Annotated in this window: 12 protein-coding genes; all 12 read left to right on the top strand. The window is 44.7% G+C overall.

The window, feature by feature from the left end; translation table 11 throughout:
- The first annotated feature begins 147 nt into the window (after positions 1–147).
- The 12 genes from ASD40_RS22740 to ASD40_RS22685 all read left to right on the top strand — a co-directional run bounded on the left by ASD40_RS22740 (position 148) and on the right by ASD40_RS22685 (position 23,466).
- The gene (locus ASD40_RS22740; RefSeq protein WP_162251295.1) at positions 148–4,056 is read left to right on the top strand and encodes a polysaccharide lyase family 8 super-sandwich domain-containing protein; all 3,909 of its coding nucleotides are present in this window, start codon (positions 148–150) and stop codon (positions 4,054–4,056) included.
- 261 nt (positions 4,057–4,317) lie between these two features.
- A complete protein-coding gene (locus ASD40_RS22735) occupies positions 4,318–9,525 on the top strand; it encodes an endo-alpha-N-acetylgalactosaminidase family protein (protein ID WP_057305443.1) in 5,208 nt (1,735 codons plus the stop codon).
- A gap of 293 nt (positions 9,526–9,818) precedes the next feature.
- Positions 9,819–11,615 carry a cache domain-containing sensor histidine kinase gene (locus ASD40_RS22730; protein ID WP_057305442.1) on the top strand — a complete coding sequence of 599 codons (1,797 nt, stop codon included), beginning with the start codon at positions 9,819–9,821 and terminating at the stop codon, positions 11,613–11,615.
- A gap of 104 nt (positions 11,616–11,719) precedes the next feature.
- Positions 11,720–13,036, top strand: coding sequence for an ABC transporter substrate-binding protein (locus ASD40_RS22725; protein ID WP_057305441.1), 1,317 nt, complete (start codon positions 11,720–11,722; stop codon positions 13,034–13,036).
- A 77-nt stretch (positions 13,037–13,113) separates the two neighbouring features.
- Positions 13,114–13,995: a carbohydrate ABC transporter permease gene (locus ASD40_RS22720; protein WP_057305440.1), complete on the top strand. Its 882-nt coding sequence runs from the start codon at positions 13,114–13,116 to the stop codon at positions 13,993–13,995.
- Positions 13,995–14,846, top strand: a complete 852-nt coding sequence (locus ASD40_RS22715) for a carbohydrate ABC transporter permease (RefSeq protein ID WP_082562384.1) — start codon at positions 13,995–13,997, stop codon at positions 14,844–14,846. Before ASD40_RS22720 ends, ASD40_RS22715 begins: the two co-directional genes overlap by 1 nt.
- Before the next feature lie 72 nt (positions 14,847–14,918).
- The gene (locus ASD40_RS22710; protein ID WP_156390157.1) at positions 14,919–15,263 is read left to right on the top strand and encodes a hypothetical protein; all 345 of its coding nucleotides are present in this window, start codon (positions 14,919–14,921) and stop codon (positions 15,261–15,263) included.
- A 305-nt stretch (positions 15,264–15,568) separates the two neighbouring features.
- Positions 15,569–17,215, top strand: coding sequence for a helix-turn-helix domain-containing protein (locus ASD40_RS22705; protein WP_057305438.1), 1,647 nt, complete (start codon positions 15,569–15,571; stop codon positions 17,213–17,215).
- Between the two features lie 212 nt (positions 17,216–17,427).
- A complete protein-coding gene (locus ASD40_RS22700) occupies positions 17,428–19,050 on the top strand; it encodes an extracellular solute-binding protein (RefSeq protein ID WP_057305437.1) in 1,623 nt (540 codons plus the stop codon).
- A gap of 89 nt (positions 19,051–19,139) precedes the next feature.
- Positions 19,140–20,069 carry an ABC transporter permease gene (locus ASD40_RS22695; protein ID WP_057306264.1) on the top strand — a complete coding sequence of 310 codons (930 nt, stop codon included), beginning with the start codon at positions 19,140–19,142 and terminating at the stop codon, positions 20,067–20,069.
- Between the two features lie 10 nt (positions 20,070–20,079).
- A complete protein-coding gene (locus ASD40_RS22690) occupies positions 20,080–20,961 on the top strand; it encodes a carbohydrate ABC transporter permease (RefSeq protein ID WP_057305436.1) in 882 nt (293 codons plus the stop codon).
- 147 nt (positions 20,962–21,108) lie between these two features.
- Positions 21,109–23,466, top strand: a complete 2,358-nt coding sequence (locus ASD40_RS22685; RefSeq protein WP_057305435.1) for a helix-turn-helix domain-containing protein — start codon at positions 21,109–21,111, stop codon at positions 23,464–23,466.
- Positions 23,467–23,470: the final 4 nt, after the last annotated feature.

The raw sequence follows: 23,470 nt of genomic DNA, 5'->3' as shown, positions 1-23,470 counted from the left end.
GACTATGACCGTTTATTGGCGTCGTCGGGTCCAGTTCTCTGCTTTTCATAAAAAAACGATATGGTTCAAATATCGTCGATATACAAATCCCGTTATATGTCTTACATTTTAATTGCTTTTATATTAATTTCTGGCGAGGTGAAGTTAATGAGGAAAGTAAGTATGTTGTTAGCTGTCAGTTTACTTATTAGTATGGTTGGATCGCACATCCCCTTTTATGAAAACGCTATCCTTAAGGTAGAAGCTGCAGCGGTGAATCAGATGACGAATGGAAGCTTTGAGCAGACAACCACAACAACGGATGCTGCCTGGAGCGGTGTCACAAGTCCTGTCCCTGTTGGCTGGGGGTTATGGATTCCAACCGGGAGCGGGAAAGCTCCGAATAAAACGGTGAACGTCATGCTGGATCCGACCACGTATCATGAAGGGAGCAAGTCGATTTTGTTTGACGCCTTCGCAACAAGCCGAGTCTCTGTGAATCAAAGCGTCACGACTGTAACTGCCGGCAAATCTTACAGACTTAAAGTGTGGGTAAAAACCGACAACGTAACGGGCGCAGGGGCTTACTTCAGAACGCAATACTATAACACGAGTAAAGTTGGAGACGGTCCTGCATCTGCCAAGTTGTTAGGTACGAAGGATTGGACTTTACAGCAAGTATTTATGACCATTCCAGCTGGCGTCACAAGGTTGGTCATTGAACCTTTCCTTGAAACGGGAAAAGGAAAAGTATGGTTTGACGATATAAGTTTGGAGGAATATAACGGGATTACAGGAATTGCTTTAGATCAAACCGCCTTTTCCATGGCCAAAGAGGCATCGGTAACGATTACACCGACGTTCACACCGGCGAACGCAGCGGACAAAACCGTTGTCTGGAGTTCCAGTGATCCGAGTGTAGCGACAGTGGACAGTAATGGAAAAGTAACAGGAGAAGGGTTAGGGTCATCTACGATTATGGTCTCAACACCAGATGGAACAATAAAAGCTCAATGTCTAGTTAACGTAGAATCTGCTGAAACGATTCAATCTTACAGCGAGCTGCGTCTGAAATGGTATGGCAAATTGACGGGCGGCACCCAGTACAATTCGGCTGATCCGGATATTGCTGCTAACCTTATTTCACTAGCTGCAAGCGTCACGAATGGTAATGCGACAGGACATTGGGATACACTTAATAAAGCTGCGGGCCGTTCTTATTTGTGGAACGATCTGTCCAGCGCAACGGATTCGGCTCAAATATCTAGTGCTTTCGGCAGGCTGAAAGCCATGGCGCTCGCTTATTCTCTTCAAGGCTCAAGCCTGTATCAGAATACGGCGCTGCGGGATGACATCATCAGTGCTTTGGACTGGATGTATGCGAACCGTTACAATGAAACCAAAAATGAGTACGGCAATTGGTGGGATTGGGAAATCGGAGCGCCGCAAATTCTGAACGACACCCTTGTGTTGATGTTCGATCATTTGATACCTGCGCAAATAAGCAAGTATATCAAAGCTGTCGATCGTTTCGTTCCGGATCCGAAGAAGAGAACGCTCAACAATGTGACGGAAACCGGAGCTAATTTGCTCGATAAAGCATTGGTCGTAACGATGCGTGGCGTGATTGGAAGCAATAGTGCGAAGATCACGCAAGGACTTGATTCCATCGGACCGGAATTTATTTACACGGATCATGGAGACGGTGTTTATATGGATGGTTCGCTCGTTCAACACACCAACATCGCGTACACAGCGGGGTACGGTGCAGTGTGGCTCAACCGTGCGGCTGATATGACATTCTTGTTGAATGGTTCCCCGTGGCCGGTGACGGATCCTAATGTGAATCATGTTTACGATTGGGTATCAGATACGTTTGAACCGGTTATTTATAAAGGACTCTTTATGGATATGGTGAACGGCAGAGGGATCTCCAGACAAAGCTCGGGAAGCGCCAGAGGCACGATTGTTACCTTGCTTCGTTTAGCGGAAGGTGCGCCTGCAGACGTAGCTTTATCGATTAAGCGAATGGCCAAAGAATGGATTCAGTCGGACACGACATATTCCAATTATTACGACGGATTACCGATTTACGAGCTGTCTCTAGTCAAAAAATTGATGAACGATGCTTCGATCCAGCCTCGTGGAGAATTATTGAAAAACCAAGTGTTTGCCGGTATGGATAGAGTTGTCCATTTACGTGAAGGATATGGTTTCGGGCTCAGTCTGTTCTCAAACCGCATCTCTGCCTTCGAAAAGGGCAATAACGAGAATTTAAAGGGCTGGTATACGGGCATCGGGATGACTTTTTTATATGATAACGATCTTACCCAGTACCGCAATGATTTTTGGCCAACTGTAGATTCGTTCCGACTGCCTGGCACGACAACGGATGGATCTGGGAAAGGGACGACACCTGTCGAATGGAAAAGCTACATGAATCCGAAAACATGGGTCGGCGGCTCGTCCATCGATAACCTTTATGGTGCAGCAGGTATGGACTTTTCACTAGCGCAATCGACTGGAAGTAATCTGCAGGGCAAAAAGTCATGGTTTATGTTTGATGATGAAATCGTCGCATTGGGTGCCGGTATTTCGAGCACGACAGCCGGACCGCAAACGGTGGAGACCATTATCGATAACCGCAAGCTGAACGATGCGGGAGATAATGCGCTCACGATTAACGGAACCGTGAAGTCGAGCCAGCTAGGTTGGTCGGAAACGTTGGGAGACGTGAAGTGGGCTCACTTAGCCGGAAATGCGCCGGGTTCCGACATCGGCTATTATTTCCCTGAAGCTTCTAAGGTATATGGTTTGCGCGAAGCGAGAACCGGCGCCTGGAAAGATATTAATAGCGGACAATCGGCTGCCCCGGTTACGCGAAATTATTTAAGTTTGGCCTTTGAACACGGGGCAACGCCATCGAATGCATCGTATTCCTATGTCATGCTGCCTCATAAAAATACGGCAGATACAGCGCTTTATAGCAGTACTCCTGATGTTGAGGTGCTGAGTAATACGACGGATGTACATGCGGTCAGAGAGAAGAAACTAGGTATTACGGCGGTGAATTTCTGGAATCCGGCATCCGTTGATTTCATTTCCGCACAACATCCGGCATCCGTGATGGTAAAGGAAACAGACAGTGAATTGACCGTAGCCGTATCCGATCCGACTCAGCAACAAAGCACGATTTCGCTTGAACTGAACAAGGCGGGCTTAACTTTAGTTCGTGCCGATGACACGGTCACGGTTCTACAGACGATGCCTTCCTTAAAGCTGAATATTACGGTTACAGGATCTTTCGGCAAAACGCATGTCGTCACATTTAAAAAGGACACGGCAGCGCCGGTTACGACAACTAACGCGAAGTCTGAATGGCAGCGTACTGCACAAACGGTGGCATTGACGGCAAGCGATGATGGCAGCGGTGTGCAGAAGACGTTATACAGTGTGGATGGTGGCGCCTTTGTAGAAGGGAACAACATCGTTGTATCTGAAGAGGGCATACATCAAATCCGGTTCTACAGCATCGATAATGCCGGAAACCAAGAGCCAACTAAAACGGCAGCAATCAAAATTGATTCTGCAGGTCCCATCATCGTTCCTACCGTTACGATGGATGTCTATTGGACCGATGGCGGCAGCCTGCAATTCGATATCTCCGATCCGGTGAGCGGCGTGGCAAACGAGTTTCTCGAATTGGACGGTGTTCCAATAAGCCACCCTTATTTATTTAGTCCGTTATCGCTTGCTGTTGGCGAACATGAGGTGAAGGTAAAAACGGTTGATACGGCAGGAAACGAAACTCTTGCAGCATACTTGCTAAAAGTACGGATGGATGTTGACCATTTGTACGAAGCTGCTCGTTATGCTTACCAACAAGGCTGGATCACCAACCAGGGCATATTGAACAGCTTGCTATCGAAGATAGAAAAGATTCAACGGGAAGATGATGACGATCAGAAGAAAAACGAATGGAATGAATTGGAGATCATTGGTGCACTATCCGGCAATAAGATTGACGCCGTGTTTGCGGAACTTTTTTTACAAGCCATCGCACAGTGTAAATCCTAACAGCTGTTGAGACGCGAAACCCGACTTTGTCCGATTGGACGAATTCGGGTTTTGTTTGCATACGAGTACAAAAGAAATCAATTTAGCTACAAAAAAGATCATTGTTAAGCGCTTTCACAATGGTTAACATTGAAGGGAAGGTAACTGAATGATGGTACATAATGTATATAATGGTCACGAAAGAAAAAGGAGGTAATTATGTCAAGAATATAGTGAGCGCGTAAAAGGTCAACTCATTGGAAATAGGGAGGAAGATGTAAATTGAAAAAACACCTCAAACAGACCGGTATGATGTTAACCGTGTTCATGGGATTGCAAACTTGCATCCCAACAGCAACCATATTCGCTATAGATCAAACACAAGATCAAGCAAGCTTTTTATCAACAAATTCGATAACAACACAAGCTTTAGAAAATGGCGTTTATGCAAGGGATTACAACGATGGCAATATAAGCGGATGGACCGCTGTCAAAGGAACAACAGCTTTTACTCCGGATAATGGCACTGTTAAAGCGGTAACGCAAGGTGCTGTCATTCTCGCCGATCTGGAATCGCCGAAATATGCGAATGGCGAATATGAAGTCAAGATGAAATTCAACCAAGTGCCAACCCGATTCGGATTAGTGCTCCGTTATGCGGATAAAGACAATTATAGCGTCATTCAATATGATACGAGCAGTTGGGGCTGGGATGTTGTGAAAAATGGCCAAGAGACGTGGGGGGACATTGCTTCAAGCGGTTCGACATTTGAAGCCAATAAACAGTATACGTTTAAACTTCGTTATGAGAATGACAGCGTGCAGCTGTGGATCGATGGTGTCAGTGTTTTCAACACGACCTTGCCAGGTTTACCGACAAATGCCGGACAAATCGGAATTCGCAGCTGGTTTGACAACAAAACCTTCTTCATCGACGATGTGAAATTAACGGAGGTAAAGGTAAATAATCCCGAACCTAAGCCGATTACGCTCACAGATACGATTACATCCGACCAATTGACTGTCGAAATCGATAAGGAATTCCCAAGGGTGAAGAAGTATGTGTGGAAAAGCAGCGGTGCCGAGATGGATGGTCAATTAAACGGAATCAATGAATTAAAAATCAACGGAAAATCCTATTATCCGACTGCGACGAGCTACGTCAAGAAGGCAGCAACAGCAAGTAAAGGAGAAACAGCCGCCTACACGCTGCAAATTCCAGACATCAATGTAGATCTGGAAATGGAACTCGAGCTGAAAAACAACGTGTTGAACTTCAACGTGACGAACATCGTGGAAAAAGGCGCAGAGAAAGTAAAAACGATTGAGTTTCCGAATCACGACCTCGTGTCCGTCCTAGCCACACAGCCTAAGGCACAAGAGACTGCCGTATCTGTGACAGGCGGTTGGAACATCATTAACGAGGAATATAACGATCTCAAAAGCGGAGCGACGGTTGTCAGCGGAAGTCGTACGTATGCGTTCCTCAACTCAGATATGCTCGCAGCAACTATTGTCAATAACGTTGTGAATGGGAACGATAAGGTTCGTGTGAAAGTCGCTAACGATACGACAGGTACGAAGAAAGCAGCGATGTCAAGCGGCGCGTGGACCTACCACGGAAGTACGAAGCCGGAAATAACGGCGGAGCCATTACCATGGGCTAAAATCATTATTACGCCGGATGCGAACAATGACAGCGCGGTCGACTGGCAGGATGGCGCAATCGCTTATCGTAACCATGCTGAGGCGCCTCTCCGCAGTGAAATGATTCGCGACAACATTTCGTACATAGCGATGAACATCGGTTCTACAACCTCATCTCCATTCTTGCGAACGTTTGATAACGCGAAGAAAATTTCACATTTGACCGACGGCTTCGGACAGATTGTCCTGCACAAAGGCTATCAAGCCGAAGGACATGACGATTCCCATCCGGATTATGGAGGCCATATCGGTATTCGCCAAGGGGGCAAAGAAGACTTTAACTTTATACTTAGCGAAGGCAAGAAGTACAACATCAAGGGCGGCGTTCATATCAACGCGACAGAATACATGCTTGACGCTTTCCAAACGAAAATGGAAAACATGGTGAATCCCCTGAGCAAAGGATGGGGCTGGCTCGATCAGGCGTATTACGTGGATAAGACGGAAGATGTTGAGTCAGGGGAACTAAAGCGACGTCTTGATATGCTGAAAAGCGACACGGGAAATAACCTCGACTTTGTCTATGTTGACGTCTATGCTGGCGTCGATTGGAATGCGAAGAAGCTCGCAGAATATGTGAACGGCAACGGCTGGATGCTGGGCACTGAGTTCGCCGGGCCGCTTCATGAGCAGGCTGCATGGGTTCATTGGGGTACGGATCCTGGCTATCCAAACCAAGGAAATAATAGCTCCATCATTCGTTTTATTCGTAACGGTGTGATGGATGGATTCATGAGTAATCCTCTATTGAAAGGCAATAAGCAGGTTGGCGTTGGATACTGGCAAAACAATCCTTTATTTTACAGCTATAACAAAACGACGGAAGCGTTCTTTGATCACAATTTACCAACGAAATATATGCAATACTTCCCAATTATAAAAATGACGAATAATCGCATCGATTTTGAAAGCAATGTTTCTGTGGCGCGCGGTCAAGACGGGAAAATTCATTTGTCCAAAGACGGACGTGATGTGGCGATCATGACAGATAGCAGTGAGATTAGCGACAGCACGGTATTCATTCCATGGGATCCGGTTAAGGAGGATAAAATTTATCACTGGAACCCGAAGGGCGGCTCAACGACTTGGACGATACCGGCTTCATGGAGCAGTGTGCAGACTGTGCAACTATACAAGCTGACGGATTTGGGACGCGAGCTTGTAGGCAGTGTACCAGTGACGGGCGGTCAAGTGACATTGACGGCGGAGAAAGGCATTGGTTATGTGCTTTATAAAAATCAGGCACCGGTGGACGCGGAGACTGTTTGGGGAGATGGCGGGCCTGCCAAGGACGTGGGCTTTGACAGTCAGAAGTTCGGTGTATGGCACAAATCATCATCCGCATCAAGTACAGATCATATCGCATTTGCAAAAAGCAGCAATGCTGATGATATGATGCAAGTGAAAGGTCCGAATGACGCTAAGATTGAGCAGGTCATCACCGGACTTACGCCAGGAAAAACGTATACGGCATCTGTTTGGGTTAAGGTAGACGGCACACGTAAAGCGACACTCGGCGTGAGTCAAGGAGGTCAAGGGGCAGAAAACAGCTTGGTAGATACGAAACATAAGTTTTTCGCGCAGCAGCACAAGTATTTCAATACAAACTTCCAACGCTTGAAAGCGTCATTTGAGGCAGTGAGCGACACAGCGACACTGTACCTGCAAGCTGCGGATGGCAATGCAACGGTTTCGTTCGACGACGTGAGGGTTTGGGAAAATCCGACCAAGACGGTGAGTGCGAACGGAGCAACCTTATTCGAGGACTTTGAGAACGTCGATGAGGGATGGGGGCCATTCGTCTATTCGAAGCTTGGACCTGTTCGGACACATTTGGTAGAGTCGGGCGGAAATCAGATCAAATCCTATGTTCTAGATGGCCGTTTCTCGCTCAAAACAAATGAGGAAGGAACGGGTGAATGGCTGCGGACACTGCCGCAAACGCTCCAACTGAAGAAGGATAATATGTACCATTTAACCATGGATTATCATGCGGATATGCAAGATATGTACACCGTTGCAGTTCGCGTCAATGAAAATGGCTTAGTGCGCGATCTTGCTACCCAAAAATTAAATTCAGGTACAGGTAAATTAGATCTAACAATCTCAATAGATGGAACGAATGATGCCTATTTAGCGATTATCAAAAACTTTGATAACAATCAGGCCGAATTGAGCGGTACATTAGTCGTAGACAACATTCGTATCGATGACAAAGGACCTATCGTTCCTGTTGAAGGAGTCTTTGTAACCAAGATAAGTATGAATGAACAGGAAGTAACTGTGAATAAAGGAAATACTGCGCAAATCAATGCACGTGTGGAACCTGCAAATGCATTCAATAAGACGCTGGAATGGAGCTCAGACAAACCTGAGGTCGTTTCCGTTGACCAGACAGGAAGAGTAACCGCAATGAATTCCGGCACGGCTACAATTACAGCGACGACGAAGGACGGCAGCAATTTATCCGCAACCACCAAGGTTACGGTATTTGAACCCAATGTGCTTATTCCGCAGTCAGGCATGACGGCAGCTGCGTCGAGCTTTCAGCCTGGCGATGATCCAGAGAACGCGCTCGATGGAGATTCTTCTACGCTGTGGCATACCAAATGGTCTCCTGCGCATTTGCCTGAGTCGATAACGTTGAACCTTGGCCGGAGCTATGAGGTAAATCAAATCAAATACTTGCCGAGAGCTGGCGCGGGGAACGGTACGATCACCAAGTATAACTTGTACGTAAGCACGGACGGCGAGAACTTTACGCAGACTGCTAGTGGTACCTGGGCTCGTGACGACAGTGAGAAAAGCATTGTATTTGCGAAGACGACGGCATCTTATGTGAAACTTGAAGCTATCGAGGCCGTAGGCAATTTTGCTTCTGCTGCGGAGCTCAACGTATTTAGCGTTCCAGGGATACCACCAGCAGATGCAACCTTATCTGCAGATATTACAGCACCGACCAACTCTAATGTCACGGTAACGATCAGCTATCCAACTCACGCAGCGGTGAAAGAATACAAAGTGGGCGCAAATGGCACATGGGCAGCGTACACGGCACCTGTTGTCCTTTCGGCAAATGAAACCGTGTTTGCAAGAGGAACGGATGTAATGGGTAACGTATCCAATATAACGAGCATTGTCGTAAGCAATATCGATAAGAATGCACCCGTAAGTGTTGCATCTTTAAGTCCGGCTGCACCTAATGGCAGCAACGGATGGTATACGTCGGATGTAACGGTAAGCTTCTCTGTAAGTGACAATGTATATGGCGTGGCGAAAACAGAATACCAAGTGAATAACGGGGATTGGATCACCTATATCGGTTCCTTTCCTGCCTTTGGTGAAGGGAACTATGAGGTCGGTTATCGCAGCACGGATCTAGCAGGCAATGTAGAACCGATCCAAACCATCGAGTTCAAGATTGACAAAACGGCTCCGATGTTTACCGTGCAATTAGATAAAACGTCCATATGGCCGGCGAATCATAAAATGGTGACGATAAATGCCACGCTGAATTCAAGCGATGCTGCATCAGGCGTTGAATCTGTGGTGTTAACCTCCATTACCAGTAATGAGCCGGATAGTGGTCAAGGTGACATTGGGGCTAATATCGGTACTGTGGCCACTTCATTTAGTTTACGTGCAGAAAAAGGACGCATTTATATCATAACCTACACGGCAACCGACAAAGCGGGCAACCAAAAGGTTACTTCTGTAACCGTCACAGTACCTCATGATCAGTCAGGAAATAATAATAATAACAACCAATCAGGAAATCAATAAGAAAAGAAACCTCATTTGCAATACGGATCATTCAGGAGGATGGCATTTCTGCTATCCTCCCCTGATTCATTATGCAGCAACATCTGCGAACGACTTGAGATTTTTTAGTAGCGATCAAACGACGGAATAGGGCTGTCTCCTATGCTTTTTTTGGGGCAGCCCTTTCATATTGGATGAAAGATCACCTTTCTTCTATGCAAGAAAAGACTGGCGTGCATAACAAATTGTGCTATGATATTTTACATCTCGGGAAGTAATCCCTTCCTTATAACGTGATGCGAGGTTGAGTACGAATGAACCGATTCAGGAAGCCATGGCGAACGTCTACTACGCTCTACATTCTGCTATTTACGATGGTGGTGCTGCCCATATTGACGATTAGCGCTACTATTCTTCAGGTGTACAAAAGAGATCTGCTGCAGCAAACAACCGACCGAACGCTCCAGACACTTCATGCAGTGACGTACTCGATTGAGCAGGAAATTAGTAATGTCGTCAACTTTTCCGCAGCGGTTGGCATGGATACGGAGGTGCTGGAGACAGCGACTTTACTGCACGAAACAGCCACGGATAAGAGGCAGCCCTACTCCATCTCTTTATCAAAAGCACTAGGAAAATACAGCTCTTCCATGTCAGGAAGGGTGCAGTCGATCAATTTCTTCTATAAAGACGGTGGCGTCTATTCGTACTTAAAAGATTTGGTTGTAGATGATAACAGTTTACGCAAAATGGATTGGTACAAGGCAACGATCGCCGAACAGGATCACGTTCATTTCATTGGCAAACAAAAAGGCGCGCTATACGATTCACGGGAATCTACGAGCATTGTAACCACAATTGCGCCGAGTTATTTTCAAATGCTGCATAATATTGATTTCATTTATTTTGTGTTTAGTCGGGATCAATTCGAGAAAATGCTGTGGCAAAATCCAATCAGCGGATCATCGGCTTTCCGCATCGTAACGACGGATGGCGACGTTATTGCTTCCAGCTATAACTTACCGGCAAACGAGCAGGGGATGGATACTTCGCTAATCAGCCGCATCGACTCGCAGTGCGAGGGCAACTTCGTGGACACAATCCATGGGCAGAAGATGCTGATTGCCTTTGCAACGGTGGACACTGCGAACTGGAAGATCGTTTATCAAATTCCTTACAGCGAGTTGACGGCTAATTACAGCACGATTTACCGATTAGTCCTTTTCGCGACTTTCGTCGTTATCGTTGTATTCCTGATCATTTCTTTTTACCTTGTTCATAATTTAATGAAGCCTATCCATGTGTTAGTGGTGAAAATGTCGCGCGTCATGGACGGGAATCTCAATGTGAAGATCGAGGCTTCCGGCAGCGCAGAGACGGTCACGCTGGGGCTCACGTTTAACCATATGATGGACCAAATCAAGCTGCTTATTAATCAGACTGAACAGCATGAGAAAGCGAAGCAAAAGGCGGAATTCGCTGCGATGCAATCGCAAATTAATCCGCATTTTCTGATTAATACCCTCAATTCCATTAAACTGATGGCGATCATTAGCCGAGTTGACAACATCCGTAATATGACCCAGGCGCTGATCCGTTTGGTATCTTCCTCCTTCAATCGCGGAGGTAGTTTGACTCTGCTTGCCGATGAAATTGAGAACTTAAAACAGTACATTTTCATTATGGAAACACGTTACGGTAATAAATTTGAGGTGAAATGGGAAGTTGATGAATCAGCAACCTCGTTCTATGTGTTGAAGCTGCTGCTTCAACCGATTCTTGAAAATGCTATTACGCACGGTTTGGTTAGTAAAGAAACGAATGGAACAATTACGATTGCTATCCAAAAGGTGGGCCAACAGCTTTGCATTATCATTGCAGATGATGGCGTAGGCATCCCGGACGAGCAGATCGAGAAGTTGCAAGACCCTGCCCAGGATTATACGTTCAGTGGTATGGGCATTCTTAACGTGCATCATCGCATTGGGCTGCATTACGGACAAGACTATGGTGTAGCGATAAAGCGGTTGGAACCGTATGGCACGAAGGTGGAAATTACACTCCCAATCATCCGAAGTCAGGAAGAAGATCGAATCGTTAGTTCAAAATAGATCAAGTAATGGGCAAAATCGATCATTCGGCTGCGTTAAACTATCGTTTATGATAAATACAAGGTACAAACAACCTAATCGATATCTGGTGGAGGGTCAATGCGATGAGCAATAGAAAATGGGTAAGTTCCTTGGCTTTGGCAGGGGTAGTGGCCATGACAGCTTTGACAGGATGCGGCGGTACAAAGACAGCATCAACGCCTGCAAGCGCAGCGCCAGAAGCGACGAAAGAAGCTGCACAGACGGCTAAGCCAGCTCAGCCGGTGAAGCTGAAGCTCGCCATGTGGGATACGAAAGTTGATTTTGAGTATTGGACAGAGAAGGTGAAAGAGTACTCCAAGCTAAAGCCGAATGTAACTGTTGAAGTGGAAAAGGTGCCTGACAACGGAGGGCAATACTTGAAGGTGAGGTTAGCGGCAAACGATTTGCCTGATCTGATGTATTTAAAGCCGAACCACATGCAAATTTACAAGCAGGCGCTGCTGCCTCTGGATGATTCGAATGCGGCCAAAATCAACAAGTTTCCAACTAAAATTGATGGCAAAGTATTGGGTCTTCCTCTCATCTCGTTCTCTGAATTTGTTTATTTCCATCCAAGTATCTTCAAAGAGTTGGGCTTGGAAATTCCGAAAACGTTTCCAGATTTCATCACTACATTGGATAAGATCAAAACGAATAGCAAATACGTACCAATTTCCATTGGCGGCAAAGATGATTGGACATTCTATCCATTGATGGAGTTCGGACCGCATGTTTTATCTGGCGATGAGAATTATTTGGTGAATCTGGCGAAAAATCCAGCGCCATTTGGAGATGGCAGCACCTTTGATAAAGTGGGTAAGGCGATCAAGGAGATTGCCGATAAGAAATACGCTGGTCCTGATGCGCTGTCTGTTTCGTTCGATCAGTCTACACAGTCCTTCGAAGCGAAGAAGTCGGCTATGATTGCGCTTGGCCAGTGGTACTATCCTTCTTACATGGAGAAAGTGAAGACGGATGATGATCTGGGCGTGTTCCCGCTTCCTTTCCGTGATTCGACGAGTAGCGATCTGAAAGCGATGATGATGTCCGATATGAACATCGGTATTAACAAAAACACCAAAAACGCCGAAGAAGCCAAAGCATTCATGGATTGGATGTTCAGCAAAGACATCTACTCAGGTTTAGTTAATAAAGTACAGCAATTCTCCACGGTTAATGACATCACTGCGGATCTTCCGTTCTTCAACAAATGGACAACGGCTAATCCTTCTAAACCGTTTGTTTATTATGGAACAGATGAGGCCTATGCAAAAGTTAGTGCCGCAGCACAATTCGATCCGAAGAAAGCCGCACAAAGCATTTTTGCGGGCAAAGCGATCGATGGGATTGAAAAAGAATTAAATGAAAAGTGGAAGAAAGCGATCGAATCAACGAAGTAATGACTATAGAGGGTACTATTTGAGCGAGACGGAATAGTACCCTTTTTCTATCAATAGAGACTTAGGGGTGAGTGGAGATGAGTTACAGCTTACAGAAGAAAGTTATCATTTGGTCGTTTTTGTTCATTCCGGTTGCGCTCATGCTCTTGTTCCTCTTCTATCCCACGCTGCAACTGTTTCGGTACAGCGTAACGAATTGGGACGGATACAGCGAGAGTTTGAAGTACATCGGGTTTGATAACTATAAAAAACTGATTTTTGATTTCCCGGATGCCTGGAAAGCTATTGGCAACAATGGCATCTACTTTGTCGTCCATCTGCTGTTCATTCCTATTGAAGTGATGACAGCGGTGCTGCTCAATCGCACGATACGCGGAAGTTCATTTTTTCGGTTTACGGTGCTTATGCCTTACATTATTAACGGTATTGCCGTTGCTTATATGTTCAGCTACATCTATAACCCTGTGAATGGGCCACTCAACGAACTGCTCAAATGGATGGGGCTGGAGTCGCTCATTACCGGATGGTTAAGCAACTTGAGTATCGTAAATTACTCGCTGGTCGCTGTATCTCTATGGCGCTTCAGTGGTGTTCATATTATCCTCATTCTAGCGGGATTGCAGTCGATTCCCACAGATCTGTATGAAGCTGCCAAAATGGATGGCGCTGGTTTTTGGAGGCAGCTCCGCTATATTACCTTGCCTGGCATTCGGCGAGTGATGGAAATCATCTTGTTCCTGAACATCTCCGGCGCGCTGCTGCAGTACGATATTCCCTATGTGATGACTGGCGGCGGACCTGGAACGGCCAGCTCTACTTTTGGTTTGTTTTCTTTGCAAACAGCGTTTACCTATAACAATTACGGACTTGCTTCGGCCATGGCGGTTAGTCTTCTGATCTTGATCATCTGCTTCTCGTCATTACAAAATTGGATCATTAAAGATAGGAGCGAGTCTTAATGGAACTCACACTAACAGAGAGCAAACGCCAATTGCTCAGTAATGTTCTGTACTATTTCTTTTTTATAGCGATGTGTTTGATTGTGTTCATTCCGATTCTACTTGTCGTATTCGGCTCTCTGAAGACAAATGCAGAGCTGGGGGCGACTTCGCCTTTCTCACTGCCAATCAATCTCTTTCATTTTGAGAATTTTGTAAAAGCCGTTGGCGAAGGTCACATTCTGCTTGGTTTACGCAATACCTTGGTGATGGTTGTTATTAGTATGACCGGTAATGCCCTGCTAGGTACGATGACGGCATTTGTGCTCAACCGTTTTGATTTTAAGCTGAAAAAAGTGGTGCTGCTGTTGTTCATGGTTTCGATGATCATTCCGACATACACGACGGAGATCGCACGTTTCCAGCTGATTCATGCCATGGGTCTGTACAATACTTTGGGTGCTCCGCTGCTCATTTATATAGGGACAGATATTATGCAAATCTATATTTACATTCAGTTTCTGGAAAAAATATCAGCCCAGCTAGATGAAAGTGCGATGATGGATGGTGCATCGTATTTCCGCATTTTCCGCTCGATTATTTTCCCACTGCTGCTACCGGCGACCGCTACACTCGGGATTCTTAAGAGCGTAACCATTATGAACGATATTTATGTGCAAAATTTATATATGCCAAAAAAGGAGCTTGCAACTTTGCCGACCGCTCTCATGGCTTTTGTCGGCGAGCGGAGCTCGGATCTGGTGGCACTCTGTGCAGGTATCATCTTGGTGCTGCTTCCCAGTGTGCTGTTTTACATCGTGTTCCAACGCTACATCTTTAAAGGCTTGATGGATGGAGCCATTAAAGGTTAGTTGCCTAGCAGAAGAACAACTATATGGGGGATGACTTGAGTAGACGATTGGGATCAGGAGTTGTGGGACGACTTGAAGTCAAGGAGGTTGGTGCTGCTTCAAGCGCTGAAGCATGCTGCAGCAAGTCGGTGGGAACGGGTGTTTAACCAATTGGAGAAGCGATTGCAGGGTGTTAGGCAGGAGCTATCTGACAGAGTAAGAGCCTTTTTCGTCGATGCGTTGAGGGAGCTCGGAGCCGTTCTTTATGCCAAAGGCATTCGGATGAAGGAGATAAGCGTTTTCGATCCGTTTGATGAAGTTAAACAGAACGATACGCTAGAAGAAATGCTGTATTATGTGAAGCAGCTTCTAGTACATGCACATTCTGCGATTCATAAAATTGGGACACTAAACAGTGTTGAATTTTCAAGAAGATGACTGGATTTAGCCTGTTTCAAAATGTATATTCTACCAAAAATATCATCTTTTCTACAACTTCATTCAACCGAGAATATGGATTCATTCATTTATTCAAGTGCTTCGGTAAATGCCTAAAAGCTGAATGAAATTTCATTAACCGCAAGCAAACGACAATTGCTCAGTAATGTTCTATATTATATACTTTTTATAGCAATCGCGGTTCTCGCTGCCCAGCGGCATTATTCTTGTCCAGAAGCCCAGCATGTTTTTTAACATCGCCAAGGTAGCTAGACAGACGAATTTCTATATGAGGGGTAACTACCATGTACAAGATGATGATCGTTGATGATGAACCGTTAGTTCGCTTGGCCTTGCATCATTTGATCGATTGGCAAGCTCTCCATATTGAAATCGTGTGCGAAGCGGTTGACGGTGTCGAAGGTCTCGCGCTTCTTAAGGCCCGTGGCGGCATCGACTTGCTGCTAGTCGATATCCAAATGCCGCGAATGAACGGCATTGAGCTATTAAAAGCTTTAAACGATCCAGCTTTGCCGAAACGTCCGGTTCCGATTATTTTGAGCGCCTATAGCGATTACAGCTATGTGAGGGAAGCTTTCCTGCTCGGGGCTCTCGACTACATCGTCAAGGTGGATATGGATGAGGAGCATATCGTACCAGTAATCACTAAAGCCGTAGAGGAGTTAGTCCGGTTAGGTGGCGTATCGAAGACAGAGGCGATTGAACCTGTGGACAAGCAGCTAGTCCAACAATCGGATAAGGATGCGTTATTACAGAAGCTGCTTGACTTCGATCCGAAGGAAGACGCAGAGTCGTTCGAACAATGGCTATTATCAACAAGCGGTTTGTTAAATGAAACGAACGAGATGGCGATTGTCATTCAAATAGCACGAGCTATCGATACGACAAAGCTGCATGGTTTCATCCTACAAACGATCCTAACGGTTCTGCATGAAATGTCCATTTTGCATGAAATTGTTCGACGGGAGGCTGGCGAATACGTCTTATTGTGCGCGTTCCCGCACGATCGCAGCGAATCAGCGATTCGTTCCCAAATTCATAGCGCACTGACCATGATTCAAACTCGCCTGCTGCAATATGTGAACGCTTCTATTTCGGTAGGCATAAGCGATTTGGCAAATGGCTGTAAACAGTGGCCTCGCCTATACCAGCAAGCCAAGCGGTTGGCAGCGAAAAGTTATTTTGCCTGCTTGGGGAAGCTGTTTTATCGGGAATCGGCGTCCCATGAATCCGGTGTGAAAGACAACGGGGACCGTGAGTTGTGGGATGAGTTGAGAGCTGGGAGGCTTGCAATGCTTCAAGCTCTAAAGCAGCCTGACGAAAGTCAGTGGGTTCGCGAGTATGCACAATTGGAGAAGCGAATGTCTGATGCGAGGCAGGAGCTGCCTGACAGGGTGCGAGCTTTCTTCGTCGATATGTTGTGGGAGCTCGGCGCTGTTCTTTATGCGAAAAGCATACGCTTGGAGGAGGTACAGCCTACTTCTCACAATCCATTTGATGAAATCAAACAGCTGGAGACGCTGGAGGAAACGAAGCATTATGTCAGACTGCTAATTCAGCGTGCTCATTCAGCTATTCACGGAAATGGCCTTATGAATGCTGCTCGCTATAGTCCTTCTATTGCTAGTGCAAAGAAATTCCTCGATTTGCATTATCGTGAGGAAATTAATCAGTCGCTCATTAGTGAGATGGTGGGCGTGAGCGAAAGCTACTTGAGCAAGCAGTTCGTTAAAGAAGTCGGCTGCAATTTCATCCACTATTTGACGAAGCTGCGTATCGAAGAGGCGAAGCAGCTGCTCGAACTGGGGATCAAAATTTCGGATATCTCGGAGAGAATCGGATACCTCAACCCCGAGCATTTCAGCCGCATTTTCAAGAAAATGACGGGTTTTAGTCCGAAGGCATATCGGGAGAGTTTGGAGAAAGTATAGGGTAGAAGAACTAGCGATGATCTTACGCTAGTTCTTTTTTTGTAAATATGGCTAATGTTTTTAGAAATAGTCTATTGCTTTGGCGAAATCATCAGTTTTCTGAATGAAAATCAACATGCCATTCCTCATTTTACTCATATTTAAGTCAGGGGCGTTCCATTAATCTAAGGGAAGAGATGCATCTCACCATAAAATTACTGGAGGGTCAATGAATGAAGAAAATGTTAGCTACAACTATGACTGTCTTGATGATGGGCACAATGATTGCTTGCTCCTCTCAGACGGGATCTACACCTAATACAACGAAAGAAACGCAATCGCCTTCTGCGAACAACACCGTGACGACATACCCAATCAAAACAGATAAGACACTTACGTATTGGGGCGAGTTGACCCCGAATTTAACTGGTGTTAAAACAACCCACGCTGAAGTTCCTTTCTTTCAAGATTGGCAGAAGAAGACAGGCGTGCAGCTCAAGTTCTCCGCACCGCCGACGGGTCAGGCCAAAGAGGCTCTTAATGTCATGTTGGCATCCGGGGATTTGCCGGATATCATCGAATATAACTTCCTTACTTTCCCGGGTGGACCTGAGAAGGCGATTAAAGATGGATACATCCTTAAATTGAATGATTTGATCGACAAGCATGCGCCTAACCTTAAGAAATTTCTGAAAGACAATCCCGAAATTGACAAAATGGTAAAAACCGATAGCGGCAGCTACTATGCATTTCCTTTCATTCGGGGAGATGAGTATCTGCAAGTATTCCAAGGTCCAATTATTCGCAAAGATTGGCTAGACGAGGTAGGTCTTCCTGTACCGGAAACGATTGATGAATGGACTACTGCTCTTAAAGCGTTTAAAGAAAAGAAAGGAGCAGCGGCACCTCTTTCTTTCATCAGTAAACCGAACTTTTTCAATGACTCTTATAATGGCGCGTTTCTGGGGGCTTTTGGGGTTAACCGCAATTTCTATTTGGAAAATGGACAAATCAAATTCGGTCCAGCGGAGAGCGGATACAAGGATTATATGGCATTATTCAGCAAATGGTATAAAGAAGGCTTGCTGGATAAAAATATTGCCACCGTCGACTCGAAAGCGTTGGATGGAAACTTCTCCACAGCTAGCACGGGAGCAAGTATTGGGAATGCTGGCGGCGGTATTGGGAAATGGCAGCCAATTGTTCAAGCGAAAGATCCCAAAGCACAATTGGTCGCAGCTCCTTACCCGGTACTGAAAAAAGGAGATATCCCTAAATTTGGCCAAAAGGATAAACCGTATTCTTCTGGAGGTATTGTGGCCATTACAACGAAGGCAAAAGATCCGGAACTTGCGACGAAGCTGCTGGATTATGGTTATAGTGAAGCTGGACGCATGTTTTTCAACTTCGGTACAGAAGGTGTTAGCTACAATTTAGAGAACGGTTATCCGAAATATACCGATTTATTGATGAAAAATCCGGATAAATTAGCTCCGGCGCAAGCGATGTCCATGTATGTTCGCGGCAGCTACAACGGTCCGTTTATCCAAGATAAACGATATGCCGAGCAATTTTTTACTTTGCCAACCCAGCGCGAGGCGATCAATGTTTGGAAGAAAACGGATGTAGACAAATACAGTCTGCCGCCGCTTACGCCAACGGCGGAAGAGAGTTCGGAATATGCAAAAATCATGAGTGACGTTAACACCCTTGTAGATGAAATGACGTTAAAAATCGTTCTTGGAACAGAATCCGTCGATCAATATCCGAAATACCTAGATAAAATGAAATCTTTGAAATTAGATCGTGCAATTGAAATTCAAAAAGCAGCTTTGGATCGCTACAACAAAAGATAATGCGGAACGGAGTGGAGAGGGCTTTGCTCTCTCCTTCCATTCAGAATGAGGTGAGGGAAAAGATGGAGACTACGCAACCGCTCAAAAGTATGGCACTAGCAAAGAAAAAACCGGGCATAAATCGATATGTTCGTGATTTCATAATGAATAAATACTTGTATCTGATGATGGTTCCTGTGCTCGTTTATTATATTATCTTTCATTATGCCCCTATGTATGGAGCACTGATTGCATTCAAAGAATATTCGCCAATGAAAGGTATCCTAGGCAGCGAGTGGGTAGGATTTAAGCATTTTCAAGATTTTTTCAGCAGTTTTTACTTTTGGCGCATTTTAAAAAATACGCTTGTTATCAGTTTGTACTCCTTGGTATTTGAATTCCCAGCGCCGATTATTCTGGCCTTGCTAATCAATGAAGTGCGCAGCAAAATGTTCAAGCGTGTGGCTCAGACCATTACGTATATGCCTTACTTTATTTCACTTGTTGTTATTTGTGGGATTATAACTGATTTTACGAATGCGGATGGTGTGATCAACAAGATCCTTATGACGTTTGGATATGATGGCCAGACGATGCTGCAGAAGCCTGATTTATTCCGTCCTATTTATATTCTATCGGAGATTTGGCAGCGAATTGGTTGGGAGTCCATCATTTATATTGCGGCATTAATGGGTATTGATACCGAGCAGTATGAAGCTGCGCGTATGGACGGAGCAACCAGATGGAAGCAAATCATTCATATCACCTTACCAGGCATCATGCCAACGATTGCTATCATGTTCATATTGCGAATGGGGAATTTATTAAATGTAGGATTCGAGAAAATTATTCTCCTTTACAATCCAGTCACGTATGAAACAGCGGATGTCATTTCTTCCTTTGTCTATCGTAAGGGATTACTTGAATTCGGATGGAGTTACAGCTCAGCAGTCGGCTTATTTAACTCTGTAATCAATCTTATTTTATTGGTTACAGCCAATTATATCAGCCGCAAAGTAAATGAAAGCAGCTTATGGTGAGGTGAAGCAAATGAATAAGGGACCTAGTATAGTTGAAAGATTGTTTGATATTGGTATTCATCTCATTTTAGTAGTGCTAGTGGTTGCTACTTTATATCCATTGTTATATGTCGTCTTCGCATCCTTTAGTGAAGCAGGTCAGCTCGTGGCTCACAAGGGAATTCTGTATAAATCCTTAGGTTTCAGTCTGGAAGCGTACAAAGGTGTCATGAGAAACCCAGGTATTCTGATTGGATACCGCAATACGCTATTTATCGTTGTGTTCGGTATTTTAGTGAATATTTTGATGACTGCTTTAGGGGCTTACGTGCTTTCACGGAAAAATGTCATTTGGAATAAAGCATTCATGCTGATCATCGTTTTCACTATGTTTTTTCACGGGGGCTTAATTCCTTTATATCTGGTTGTGAAGAATGTTGGCCTACTGGACTCGTTGTGGGCTACGATTATTCCATTTGCGATCGGTACCTTCAATCTCATCATCATGCGTACGGCGTTCATGTCTGTACCAGATAGTTTAGAGGAGTCGGCCAAGATCGATGGAGCGAACCATTTTACCATCTTGTTCAAAATCATTATTCCGCTTTCCATGCCGGTCATCGCGGTTATGATTCTCTATTATGCGGTTGATAAATGGAATGCTTGGTTCTATGCTTCTGTATTTATTAAAAGCAGAGACCTGTTCCCCTTACAACTTGTACTCCGTGAGATATTAATCTCGAATTCTACAGACGGAATGTCAGTTGGGGCAGATGCGGGAGATCGACATCAAATAGGTGAAACGATTAAATATGCGACGATTATCGTAGCAACCGTACCTGTGCTTTGTATCTATCCATTTGTTCAACGTTTTTTTGTAAAAGGGGTAATGGTAGGTTCTTTGAAGGGTTAAAACCGAATAAAATCGGGTTAAATAGAGCTTTTGTCAATCGGTTTTGTCATTTTGGACATTCCTCCCCTTGCAATCAGAGGTATAATAGAGGTAAGTGGAGACAATCCCTTCAGACATTCATCTACCATTCAATGGGAGGAGATCCATGTGAAGATCCGATTTCTTTGGCAGAAGCGAAAAAGCATTATTTTTACTTGGTTAATTTCATATAGCGCGGTGTTGTTCGTACCCATGATGATGAGCTGGTTTATTTATATGCAATCCAGTGAAGCACTTAAGAGCGAGATTCATCGTGCGAATGATTCTTTATTGAAACAAGTCCGATATACGATAGATAATCAAATCGATTTAATGAAACGATTGAATATGGAGATCACTTGGAATGCTAAGCTTCAAAGCTTAATGTACTCCAATCTACGGTCAAACGACGATCAGTTCCTCGCTTTTCAATTGGTGAAGGAATTTAGGATGTACCAAACGTCATATGCAACGATCGATGAATTTTATGTCACTTGGGATCAGGAATCATCGATTCTCCGTCCGGGAAATGTTAGGGACCTAAAGACTGCTTTTGATACGATTCACAACACAGGAACGCTTCGCTACGAGCAATGGCTCGATACGATACATAATGCGGCTAATAACCAATTTCTCTTATTGCCTCGCGCGGATGCAGCGAATTCTCAAAACTCAATCGCTTATATCGCACACCTACCTAAGGATTTGAACGGCAAACAAACCGGTACCGTCGTTGTCATGGCAGACATGGAAAGATTTCAGAAGGCGATGGAAACAATCTCAGGATTTAGTGGCGGACAAATTTTAATTCTTAATCATGATAATCAAGTTCTTCTTTCCAATTTACCTGTGTCGGTCAATAAGAACCTTATTTTGGAGCAATTGTTGGATAGGGATGATGTGATGTACAAGCCGGCGCAGAATGGGGATTCAGAGCTATTTTATATGCAATCTGCCGTGTCTGATTTGAAATATGTTTTGGTTATTCCTAGTCGTATTTATTGGGAGAAAGCAGAATATGTCCGTAAATTCACCTATATTAGCATTTTAATAAGTTTAATGGGAGCAGGCGTGTTGACATGGTTTTTTATGCGCCGCAATTATTCGCCTATTCAGCGGCTGGTTCAGTCGCTTTCTGATAAGAATTCCACCCAGGAACGGCCAGATGGCAATGAACTCAACTTCATCCAAAGAGCAATTTCACAAACAAGAAATGAAAAAGATAAAATAGCTTTACAATTACAATCCCATCACCATGTGCTGCGATCCAATATGCTCAATCGGCTTCTGAAAGGGAAGATGGATACACTGATTCCATATGAGGAAGCTTTCAAATCGTTCCATATTGATTTAATCTCTAATGATTTTGCCGTCATTTTATTTGCTGTTGAGAACCAGGACAGCCTTTCCAACAATTTGCCGGGAATGGATATGAATGAAAGAAGGAAACTTATACAGTTCATTATAACCAATGTCGTGGAAGAGCTTGTTGGGCAGCGTGGGCATGCGGGTTATGTGGCTGAAGTAGATGATATGATGGTCTGTCTTGTGAACTTTGCAGAAATCGAAGCTGCTGAAATGAAGCAGGACCTTCATTGGATTGCCACAGAAGCACAGCGGTTTTTAATTCGATTCCGCATGGATCTTACGGTATCCATCGGCGGCATCCATGGCTCCTTGTTTGGAGTCGCCGAGGCGTATAGTGAGGCATTGGATGCCATGGAATATAAGATGGTTCGAGGAAAAAGAGAGATCATCACCTATGATGAGATTCGAATCGATTCCACGGATCAGCAACAGCTGGGCTATTATTATCCGCTTCAGGTCGAGCAGCAGATTATAAATCTGATAAAAATTGGCAGTTTTGATCATGCTAGTGCGAGTATGAACGAAATTATGGAGCGGAATTTCAATAAGCCCCACGTGTCACTAACCTTGGCGAGATGTCTCATTTTCAATCTTGTCGGTACGATGGTGAAGGCGATCAATGAACTAGGAGACGGTGATAGCCGTATTTTAGAAGACAATCCATTGTGGATGGATAAGATCATCGCCTGTGATACGATACTGGAAATGCAGCATGAACTCCAAACCTTGCTCAAAGAAGTTTGTGCGTTTGCAGCTGTGAAAATGGAGACGAACTTGTCCAAAGAGCGTGCAGAGACGCTGCGTGAGCTCATCTCCAAGGTGACTCGTTACATCGACGAGCATTATCAGGATTCTAATTTAAATGTGAATACCATCGGTGAACGCTTTGAGTTAAAAGGTAGTTATATCTCTAAATTGTTTAAGGATCAAACGGGTGAGGGACTGCTCGATTACATCACAAAGGTTCGCATTCAACAAGCTAAACGCATGATCAGCTATAAGCAAGACTCCATATCCGATATTGCCAATTATGTGGGTTACAATGAGGTTGCGACGTTCATTCGCGTGTTCAAAAAGTACGAGGGGATTACACCAGGGAAATTCAAGGAAATGAACTGATTCA

The sequence above is a fragment of the Paenibacillus sp. Root444D2 genome (assembly GCF_001426375.1).
Classification (GTDB): Bacteria; Bacillota; Bacilli; order Paenibacillales; family NBRC-103111; genus Paenibacillus_E.
Note: the sequence above shows the minus strand (reverse complement) of the source record. Positions and strands in the feature narration are given on the sequence as shown.